The following is a 9,792-nucleotide window of genomic DNA, read 5'->3' on the forward strand; positions in this document are numbered from 1 at the left end:
GCCCTGACCGACGGCGAGGAGCTCCGGATCGACCTCGGCGACGTCGCCGGGCGGCCCTTCGTCAACACCGTCTCCTTCGGGGTGTACGCCGATGTCGTCCAGCGGCCCGAGTACCGCGACGACAAGGCGGGCACGGTGTTCACCCTCATGCCGGACCTGCTGATCGGGGAAGGCGTGCGACGGCTCGACGCACGGGTCGACGGCACGCCGGTCTCCGCCCAGCAGGCCCTGCTCGTCAGCAACAACCCGTACGTCTCGCCCGACGAGCTCAGCGGCGGCGGCCGCCGGCCCAGCCTCGACGACGGCGAGCTGGGCGTGCTCGGGATCCGGGTGGAGGACGCGGCACAGGCCGCCGACCTGGCCGTACGGGGCTCGCAATCCACGGCCCTCACCGTCCTGACGGCACACCGCGTCGAGGTGACCGCCGATACGGACGAGATCCCGGTGGCGGTCGACGGCGAGGCACTGCGCATGCCCACCCCGGTCGTCTGCACCCTGCGCCCGCGCGCCCTGCGGGTCCTGGTCCCGCGCGACCGCCCGGGCGTCCCCGCCCCCGCGCCGTCGGTGCGGTGGCGGAAGGTTTTCGACCTGGCGTTCGGTCGCGGGGAACGGCCCGCGGGGGAGTCGCACTAGCGGAGCCCCGGAGCCCCGGAGCCCCGGAGCCCCGGAGCCCGGCGGTCGGCGGCGGGCCCATGGGGACCGTCGGTCACCCCCGTACGACAAACAACTCGGTCACTCCCCCGTACAACGAACGACACCGCCCACCGCGGCCGGGAGCGCGTCACACGTGGGGGAGGGGGCGCTGGGGGCGCTGGTTCCAGCCCGCGACCACCGGCAGCCCGTGCTCCGTCGACAGACGTCCGACCGTCGCCGTCGTCAGCAGGAACAACCGCCCCTCGGACGCCTGCAGGTCCAGATACCGGGCGGTGAGGACCCGCAGCAGATGCGCGTGCGCGACCAGCACCCCGTCCTCCCCGGAGCCGGCGCCCGAGAGGAGGGGCGCGACGCGGGCCAGGACCCGGTCGGCCCGCCGCCCCACGTCCTCGGCGGACTCACCCGGCAGCCCGTCGGGGTGCGGAGGCACGCCGTCGCGCCACAGCGACCAGTCCGGCCGGGTCTCGTGGATGCGGGCCGTGGTGAGCCCCTCGTACCCGCCGTAGTCCCACTCGCACAGGTCCTCGTCCGTCTCGGCGCCCCGCAGACCGGCCAGCTCGGCCGTGTGCCGGGCCCGCCGCAACGGACTGGTGAGCACGAAGGAGAACGTGCGGCCCGCGAAGAACGGCGCGAGCGTCCGCGCCTGTGCCTCGCCCTCCGGCGTGAGCGGCAGATCGGTACGACCGGTGTGCCGCCCGGCGGCGCTCCACTCCGTCTCACCGTGGCGGATCAGGAGGAGGTCACCCATGGCCCGCGGCTCCTTCGTCTCCGGCCGGTTCTCCGCCATGAGTACCACAGGGGACAGGGCGCCCCTAGCCCGACAGGGCGGACGTGAGCCGGGCCGTCGCCTGCTGGGCGGCCGCGGTGTCCTTGTGGTCGGCCGCGTCGCGCAGGGCGCGCACCGAGGCGGTGATCCGGGCGGCCCGGGCGGGGTCCGTGTCGTGCTTGACGCGGTCCCAGGTGAGTTCGAGGCCGGTCACGTCACCGGCGACCGAGCCCGCGTCCCGGGCGGCGGCGTCCAGGGCCGACTGGCGCGCCCACAGCGCCATCCGGGTGGCCTCGACGGTCGCGACCGGGTCGTAGCGCAGGTGCAGGTCGGTGTCGTTCTGGGCGACCCGGAGCACCGCACCGCGGACGAGCGCGGCATCGCGTGCCTTGACGGCCGCGGAGAGCGAGTCCAGGTCCCGGTCCATCTGCTTGACGAGCAGCCGGGGCACGCGGTCGGCGGCCCGGTACGCGTCCCAGGCGGCGCGCACCTTCGCCACGGTCGCCTCGGTCGCCCCGGTGTGCGCCGCGCGGACCGCCGCCGAGAGGGCCGCGAGCTCGGCGGGCGCGGGGGCCCGGGTGGCGTCCGTCGGTACGGCCAGCTCGACCGCCTCCAGGTCGCCGCCGGACTCGTCGATGGTGAACTCGCCGTACCCGGGGGCGACGACCTTGGTCTCGCGCCCGCCGTCCATGTGGATCTCGGTCGTGACCATCGCGCCCTTGACGGGCCCGTAGGGTCCGGCGACCGTCTGTCCGACGGCCTTGACGGTGACCTCCTCGAAGACCACTCCCGGGCTGTTCTCCGGCCGGTACACGTCACCGACCTTCGGATGCGCGGGCATGATCATCGCGGCCGGCCCCGACTTCCCGGCCCGCCAGGTGCCGCCGGTGTCCGCGACCACCCCGTCCTCGTAGTTGAAGACGTCCTCGCCGAGGTACCAGACCGATCCGTCGTCGGCCTGCGCGAACCAGTCGAACGCGACCTCGCTGACCCGCCCGTCGGAGAAGGACACGAACTGGAGCGTGCGCGCCCGGACCTGCTCGCCGTTCACGGTGACGGTCTTGATGTCGGGCAGCAGCGTGAGCTCGGTACGGAAGGGCTTGCCGTCGACCTGACCGCCGTAGATCACCTGCTGGAGCTTCGAACTGGAGTGGAGCGGGTTGGTGATGTCGAGTGGCCGGCTGAACACGGGCGTGCCCCGGTCGACCCGGTCCTGCTCGGGGGCGAGCGGCAGGCAGCCTTCGGTCCTCTTGCCGGATTCGGTGTCCACGATCCGTACGCAGTCGGTGCGCGACGAGGGGGGCCCGCTCGCGGCCCGGCCGCCGACGGCACTGGCGCTGCAGGCGCCGGTCGCGAGGGCCGCGGCCAGGGCCGCGCTCACCGCGGCCGTCGGATGTCCGTTCCTCATGGCTGCCTCCTCTGCCGTGGCATCGGCGTGCCGTGGCATCGACGCTGCCACCCGGGTCCTGAAGGGAGCCTGAACGGAGCTGAACCGCTTTTCAGGACCGGCGGACCACCGGGTCCGCCGGGAGCACCACCTCGAAGCGGGCGCCGCCGAGGCGACCGTCGGTCACCGTCGCCGTGCCGCCGTGCGCCGCGACCAGTTCGGCGACGATGGCGAGCCCGAGACCACTGCCGACGGCGTCGCCCGCAGCGCCCGCGCCACTCCTGTCGGCCGCCGAGCGGGACCTCGCCTCGTCGAGGCGCACGAACCGTTCGAAGACCCGATCGCGGTCGGCCGGCGGCACGCCGGGGCCGTCGTCCTCCACGCCCAGGACCACCCGGCCGTCCGGCTGCTCGGTGAGGTCGAAGGCGACCTCGGAGCGCGCGTACCGGGCCGCGTTCTCGCCCAGGTTGCGCACCACCCTGCCCAGGTCCCGCGGGTCCGCGTTCCGCCGTGCCGCCGACACCCCGGCCGTACCGATCCGCAGCCCGGGCGCCGCCCCCCGCAGCCGGCGCGCCTCGTCCAGGACCAGGTCGTCGAGGTCCACCGGCCGCAGCCGGGGGCGCAGCGCGTCCTCGTCGGCACGGGCGAGCAGCAGCAGGTCGTCGACCAGCCGCTGCATCCGCAGGTCCTCGGCGAGGACCGTCCTGGCCAGGCGTTCGCTCGGCAGCCGGTCGGGGTGGGCGAGGGCGACCTCGGCGTGCTGGCGGATGGACGCCACCGGGGAACGCAGCTCGTGCGAGGCGTCGGAGATGAACCGGCGCTGGGCGCTCTGCGCCCGTTCGAGCCGGTCCAGCATGCGGTTCATCGTGGCGGCGAGGCGTGCGATCTCGTCGCGGCCCGGCGGAAGCGGCACCCTGCGGTGCAGCTCCGCCGCCGAGATCGCCTCCACCTCCGACCTGATGGCCGCCACGGGCGCCAGCGCCCGCCCGACCGCCATCCAGGTCGCGCCGGCCACCACGAGCATCAGCAGCGGCAGCCCCACGAACAGCAGCCGGGTGACGATCCGGGTCGACTCGGCGACCGCGATCACCGTCCGCCCCACCAGTACGGTCCGCTGCCCGCCCGGTCCTTCGGCGGTCACCGCCACCACCAGGAACCGGTCCTCGTCGAGGGGGGTGGTGAGGGTGGCCTCGGAGCCCCCTCGCAGATCGGCCAGGGCCGGCAGGTTCTCGACGTTCGGGCTGCCCGCGACCACGTCCCCCCGGGCGTCCAGGACCTGGACGAACTCCTCGTCCGGCTCGCTCACGACCAGCGAGGGCACCCCGCGCCCCGACTCGATGACGGCCGCCACCTGCTCGGCCCGGCTCCGCGCGGCCTGCCGTACGTCGTCGGTCAGTTCGGCCCGCATGAGCGCGACCAGGGCCACCGCCCCCGCGGCCACGCCCACCGCCACGACGAGGACGGCCGCCACGGTCGACCGGAACCGTACGCCCATGGCCGGCTACCCCCCGTCGGGGGCCAGGCGGTAGCCGCAGCCCCGTACGGTCTCGATGGACGCGCGGCCGAAGGGCCGGTCCAGCTTGTTCCGGAGGTGCCGGACGTAGACCTCGACGATGTTCGGGTCGCCCTCGAAGGAGTCGTCCCAGACGTGCGCGAGGATCTCGCGCTTGGACACGGTCTCGCCGCGGCGGCGCAGCAGGAACTCGAGGAGGGCCAGCTCACGGGCGGTGAGACCGACCCGTACCCCGCCCCGTGACACCTCCTTGGCGGCCGGGTCGAGCCGCAGGTCGCCGGCGGTGAGGGCGGCGGGCCGTTCGCGCGGTTCGCGGCGCAGCAGCGCACGCAGCCGGGCCAGCAGCACGGCGTACGAGAAGGGCTTCGTCAGGTAGTCGTCGGCGCCGGTGTCGAGTCCCTCGACCTCGTCCCACTCGCCCTCCTTGGCGGTGAGCATGAGGATCGGGGTCCAGTTCCCCTCGGCGCGCAGGGTGGCGCAGACGCGGTAGCCGTTCAGGCCGGGGAGCATGATGTCGAGGACGATCGCGTCGTACGCGTGCTCGCGCGCCCGCCACAGGCCGTCCGTGCCGTCCAGGGCGACGTCGACGGCGAAGCCCTCCGCCTCCAGGCCGTTGCGGAGCCCTTCGGCGAAGCGCTCCTCGTCGTCCACGATCAGAACCCGCATGCCCCGATTGTGACCCGCGTCACCTGAACCGGGGCTGAAGGGCGCGCGGTGCGGGACGGCCCCGGCGGGGTGCGCCGGGGCCTGTGCCGCACTACGGCAGGCCCGGGAGCGCCTGCCTGCGGGCGGGCTCCGCCGGCGGGGTGGTGCCGTACACGTCGGGGCTGATCCTGTAACCGCGCTTGTCCTGCTTCAGGACCTCCTTGTCGACGGCCGCGAGCTCCTTGGGGGTGAGCCGGGTGAACTCGGTCAGCGCCAGGGTCTCCGGGTTCTCCTCGCCCACGGGCTCCACCTTGATGTTGCCGACGCCCGGCGCGTAGGACTTCAGCTGGTGGCCGCCCTCGGGGTCGAGCGGTGCGAACTCGTCCGTCACGAGGACGTCGTCGAAGCAGCCGACGGGGACGCAGACGCTCTGGCCGGTCCGGGCCACCGTGGCGCAGTCCAGGAAGTCGATCTCGGGTGCCAGGCCCTCGGTGTAGGTGGGGGTGCCCACCCGCGGCCTGGCGAGCATGGCGATGCCCGCCTTGGCGTCCTGCACGCCGGAGATCCAGGTGTCGGGGGCACCGACGAGCTTGCCGTTCTCGTAGAGCTCCGGGTACTCCCCGAGGCGCCAGACCGTTCCGCGCCAGTCCTGGGCGAAGAACGCCAGCTCCGACTCCTGGACCTTCTTGCCGCTGAGGTCCTGGTCGAACACCACCACGGTGCGTACGCCGTCGATGACCTTCGTCAGGTCGGTCACCGTCGTCACCACGGTGTGGTCCTCACCGGCGACGTCACCGGTGAGGACCAGCCGGGTGCCGGGCTTCAGCGGGAGGAACGTGTTGGTCACCCTCGGGCTGGCGGGGAAGCGGTACGGGCGGAGGGCGGGCGGATTTCCGCAGTTGCCCTGCGCCCTCGGGCCGCTCGCCGGAACGGGAGAGGGCGCCTGGGGCGTGCCGGTGGCCTCCGCGCCGGGGGCGAGCAGCAGCGCGGCGACGATCGGACTGAGCAGGGCAGCGCTCGTGCGGAAGACAGGGGGCATTCGGCTTGATCCTCTCGGTGGAGCCGGGGTGGGGCTCCACCGAGAGGCGGCGGCCCCGTCCGCCGCCCGCCTCAGTGCGTGGCGACCGCCTCATGCTGCGGCCGGTGGCGCCTGAAGCCCTTGGCGAAACGCAGGTACAGGGACGGCACGACGAGCAAATTCAGCAGGGTGGACGTAACCAGACCGCCGACGATGACCACGGCGAGCGGGTACTCGATCTCGTGGCCCGGCCGGTCGCCGAGGAAGACCAGGGGCAGCACCGCGAGTCCGGTCGCCAGCGAGGTCATCAGGATGGGGGACAGCCGTTCCCGCGCACCGCGCAGCACCAGGGCGGGCCCGAACTCCATGCCCTCGTGCTCCTCCAGGTGCTGGCAGTGGTTGATCAGCAGGATGCCGTTGCGGGCGGCGATGCCGAGCACGGTGAAGAAGCCGACCAGGGAACCCAGCGTGATGTTCCCGCCGGCGATCCAGACCGCGAGGACACCGCCGACCAGGGCCATGGGCAGGGTGAGGAAGGACAGCAGCGCCAGCCGCCAGCTGCGGAAGGAGATCTGGAGCAGTACGAAGATCGCCAGGGCCGCGAAGATCGCGCTGTAGAACAGGACCCGCTGGGCGGCCTGCCGTTCCGCGTGCTCCCCGAGCAGCTCCGTGTGGTAGCCGCGGGGGAAGTCCGTGGAGGCGATCGCCCGTTGGACGTCCGAGACGACGGCGCTGAGGCCGCGTCCGGAGACGGAGGCGTTCACGTCGAGGTGCCGCGAACCGTTCTCGCGCGCGATCAGATTCGGCTGGGGCTCGACGGCCACCCGGGCGACGTCGGCGAGCCGTACCGTGGTGCCGGAGGGGGTGTCGATCGGGAGCCGGCCGATGGTGGCCAGGCTGTTGCGGGTCTCGGGGGTGCTCCACACCACCGTGTCGTAGGCCCTGCCGTCGCGGAAGATGTCGCCGACCTCCTCGCCGGCCACGAGGGTGGACGCGGCGCGGCGCACGTCACCGGGCTTCAGTTCGTACTTCGCCGCCTTGTCGACGTCGACCGTCACCTGGATCTGCGGGACCTCGACCTGCAGGTCGGCGTGGACGTCGGCGGTGCCGGAGATCTTGGTGATCTTCTCCTGGAGTTCCAGGCCCTTCTGGCGCAGCACCTTCTGGTCCTGGCCGTAGAGGCGGACGACGATCGGGTACTTGGAGCCGGTGAGCACCTCGTCGACGCGCTCGTTGAGGTACGTCTGGACGTCCTGTTCCATGCCGGCGTAGCGTGCCACGGTCTCCTTGATCTGCTTGAGGGTCTTGTCGTAGTCGGCCTTGTGGTCGATGCCGATCCAGCCCTCGCCGAAGTTGACCCCGGCGATCTCGTCGCCCAGGAACGCCTGCCCGATGTGGGCCCCGAAGACGTTGCGCACTCCGGGGATGGCCCGTATCTCCCGGCTCACCTGGGAGACCATGCGCTCCTCTTCCTGTACGGACGTGCCGGGCGTGGTGATGAAGTGCACCAGGAAGTCCCGCTCCTTGAAGGAGGGCAGCAGGGACTGGCTGAGTTGGGGCACCAGGAGGGCCGCGACGAGCACGAGCACGCCGGACACCAGGTAGGCGTGCACCGGCCGCCTGACGATGCGCCGGAGCCCGGCCGTGTAGCCGGTCTGCAGCCAGCGCAGCAGCGGGGACTGCCGGCGTTCGACCTTGGCCTTGCGCAGCATGATCAGGCACAGGGCGGGGGTCACCGTCAGGGCCACGACCATGGAGGCGATGATGGCGAACGTGTACGAGACGGCGAGCGTCCGGAAGAACGAGCCCGCCACTCCCTGGAGCAGGAACACCGGAACCGTGGCCACGACGATGATGATCGTCGCGTAGACGATCGGGCTCCGGACCTCCAGGGAGGCGTTCAGGATGACCTTCGCCACCGACGTGTCACCGCCGGATCTCCGGTGCTCGCGCAGACGTCTGAGGATGTTCTCGACGTCGATGATCGCGTCGTCCACGACGGCGCCCAGGGCGATCACGAGTCCGGCGAGGGCCATCGTGTTGATGGTGTCCCCGCGCCAGTGGAGCACGAGGACGGCCGCCATGAGGGAGAGCGGGATCGTCAGCAGGCTGATCAGCGCGACGCGCCACTCGTAGAGGAAGGCCGCGAGGACCACGACGACCAGCAGGAAGCCGAGCACCAGGGCCTGGGTCAGGTTGTCGATCGCGGTGTGGATGAAGTCCTGCTGCTGGAAGATGGTCGTGTCGAACGTGACGCCGGGCAGGCCGGGTTCGAGGGATTCGATGGCCTTCTCGACGTTCTTGGTGATCTCCGGGGTGTCGCCCCAGGGCAGCTTCTCGACGATCAGCAGCAGGCCGGGGTCGCTGCCGACGACGGCGTCGCCGCCGAGTGGCTGGGGGGCCTCCTTCACCAGGGCCACGTCGCCGAGCCGGACCGTGCGGGCGTCCGCCGAGTGCACCGGCACCTGGGCGAGGTCGACGGGCGTCACGACCGGCAGGACGTGCCGGATGCCGAGGCGCTGCTTGGCGGTCTCGATCCAGCCGCCGTGGCCGATGAGGGAACCGGTGGTGAACTTGAGCAGGCCGGAGTCGACCGACTCGCCGGTGGCCTCCATGACGTCGTCGAGGCTGACCTTGTGGGCCTGCATCTTGAGCGGGTCCACCTGCACGGTCATCATCTTCAGCCGCTCGCCGAAGATGCTCACGTTGGCGACGCCGGGCACCCGCAGCAGACGGGCCCTGACCTCCCAGTACGCCGTCATGGACATGTTCATCAGGGCTTTGTCGGAGTGGTCCTGCGACGACATCCCGATCTTCATGACACGGCTGGTCGCCGCGACGGGCGGCATGATCACCGGAGGGGCCGCCCAGGTCGGCAGGCTGGGAGACACCTGCGCCACCCGTTCCTGGACCTCCTGCCGTGCCTTGAAGATGTCGGTTCCCTCGTGGAAGATCAGCTGGATCGACGAGAGCTGCGCGACGGACTCGGAGCGCAGGTCGTCGAGTTTGTCGAGCCCGTTGAGGGACTGTTCGAGGGGAACGGTGACCAGGGACTCCACGTCGGCCGTGGACAGGCCGAGGCAGGTCGTCTGGATCTCGACCCGCGGCGGCGCGAACTCGGGGAAGACGTCCACCCGCTGCTGGGGCAGTGACGTGATGCCGACGACCATCATCACCGCGGCCGCGGCGACCACGAGGTAGCGGAAGCGCAGGCTGGAGCGGACGATCCAGCGCATCAGAGTGCTGCGTTCCTCGGTCATTCGTGCTCGCCGTCCGTCTCGTACTCGATGCCGAGCAGTTCGGCGGCTCCGACCGTCACCACGTGGGTGCCCGCCGTGATGCCGGACTTCACGACCGCGTACTTCTCACCGAACTGCCCCAGCTGGACAGGGGTCCGGATGTACACGAAGGGCTTCGGGTTGGTGAAGGCGAAGGTCCTGCCCTCCTGGTCGTAGACCACGGCCTTCAGCGGGATGAGCGTCCGGGGCGGTCCTGTGCCGTCCAGCGGCGCCTGCCGCAGCGGCTCCGTCGTGATGCGGATCCGCTGGACCGTGTCCTCGGCCAGGGTCAGGTGGGGGATCTTTCCTTCCGGGACCTTCTCGATCTCCGCGGGCGGCTGCTCGGAGTGTTCGGCGGCCGAGGCCGAGGAGTCGTTCGAGTCGGCGCATGCCGACAGGCTCGCTCCACCGGCGATCAGCAGCCCCGCGGCCGACAGGCCGACGACCCACCGGCGCCTGGTGCGACGCCGGCCGGGCCTGCTGTGAGGTGCTTCTCGCCGCTCCGTCCTGCCGTCGTCCGGGGCCGGGGCC

Annotated in this window: 7 protein-coding genes and 1 pseudogene; 1 reads left to right on the plus strand and 7 read right to left on the minus strand. The window is 72.0% G+C overall.

Annotation, left to right across the window (positions count from 1 at the left end):
* A partial coding sequence (locus CCN56_RS27220; protein WP_373412904.1) for a diacylglycerol kinase family protein occupies positions 1 to 633 on the plus strand: 633 nt, incomplete at its 5' end.
* Between the two features lie 148 nt (positions 634 to 781).
* On the opposite strand, the gene CCN56_RS27225 is transcribed toward CCN56_RS27220, so the two are convergent.
* The 7 genes and pseudogenes from CCN56_RS27225 to CCN56_RS43435 all read right to left on the minus strand — a co-directional run.
* Positions 782 to 1,402 carry a histidine phosphatase family protein gene (locus CCN56_RS27225; RefSeq protein WP_086830604.1) on the minus strand — a complete coding sequence of 207 codons (621 nt, stop codon included), beginning with the start codon at positions 1,400 to 1,402 and terminating at the stop codon, positions 782 to 784.
* A gap of 64 nt (positions 1,403 to 1,466) precedes the next feature.
* Entirely contained in the window at positions 1,467 to 2,828 is a 1,362-nt protein-coding gene (locus tag CCN56_RS27230; protein WP_218779452.1) for a hypothetical protein, read from the minus strand.
* Between the two features lie 91 nt (positions 2,829 to 2,919).
* Positions 2,920 to 4,302, minus strand: coding sequence for a cell wall metabolism sensor histidine kinase WalK (locus tag CCN56_RS27235; RefSeq protein ID WP_086830601.1), 1,383 nt, complete (start codon positions 4,300 to 4,302; stop codon positions 2,920 to 2,922).
* A gap of 6 nt (positions 4,303 to 4,308) precedes the next feature.
* Positions 4,309 to 4,986 (minus strand): response regulator transcription factor, encoded by a 678-nt coding sequence (locus CCN56_RS27240; RefSeq protein WP_086830602.1) that lies wholly within the window; start codon positions 4,984 to 4,986, stop codon positions 4,309 to 4,311.
* Between the two features lie 91 nt (positions 4,987 to 5,077).
* On the minus strand, positions 5,078 to 6,004 hold the full coding sequence (locus tag CCN56_RS27245) for a hypothetical protein (protein ID WP_218779453.1): 927 nt from the start codon (positions 6,002 to 6,004) through the stop codon (positions 5,078 to 5,080).
* A 71-nt stretch (positions 6,005 to 6,075) separates the two neighbouring features.
* Positions 6,076 to 9,243, minus strand: coding sequence for an efflux RND transporter permease subunit (locus tag CCN56_RS27250; protein ID WP_218779454.1), 3,168 nt, complete (start codon positions 9,241 to 9,243; stop codon positions 6,076 to 6,078).
* Positions 9,240 to 9,792, minus strand: a pseudogene (locus CCN56_RS43435) (hypothetical protein); the annotation flags it as partial. The pseudogene CCN56_RS43435 and the gene CCN56_RS27250, both read right to left, overlap by 4 nt.

This window comes from Streptomyces sp. NRRL B-24572 (assembly GCF_002156145.1).
GTDB classification, from domain to species: Bacteria; Actinomycetota; Actinomycetes; order Streptomycetales; family Streptomycetaceae; genus Streptomyces; species Streptomyces vietnamensis.

Excerpts from the sequence above, each read along its gene's own strand:
- CCN56_RS27225 (WP_086830604.1), bottom strand. The coding sequence starts at position 1,402 with ATGGGTGACCTCCTCCTGATCCGCCACGGTGAGACGGAGTGGAGCGCC.
- CCN56_RS27230 (WP_218779452.1), bottom strand. The coding sequence starts at position 2,828 with ATGAGGAACGGACATCCGACGGCCGCGGTGAGCGCGGCCCTGGCCGCG.
- CCN56_RS27245 (WP_218779453.1), bottom strand. The coding sequence starts at position 6,004 with ATGCCCCCTGTCTTCCGCACGAGCGCTGCCCTGCTCAGTCCGATCGTC.
- CCN56_RS27240 (WP_086830602.1), bottom strand. The coding sequence starts at position 4,986 with ATGCGGGTTCTGATCGTGGACGACGAGGAGCGCTTCGCCGAAGGGCTC.
- CCN56_RS27250 (WP_218779454.1), bottom strand. The coding sequence starts at position 9,243 with ATGACCGAGGAACGCAGCACTCTGATGCGCTGGATCGTCCGCTCCAGC.
- CCN56_RS27235 (WP_086830601.1), bottom strand. The coding sequence starts at position 4,302 with ATGGGCGTACGGTTCCGGTCGACCGTGGCGGCCGTCCTCGTCGTGGCG.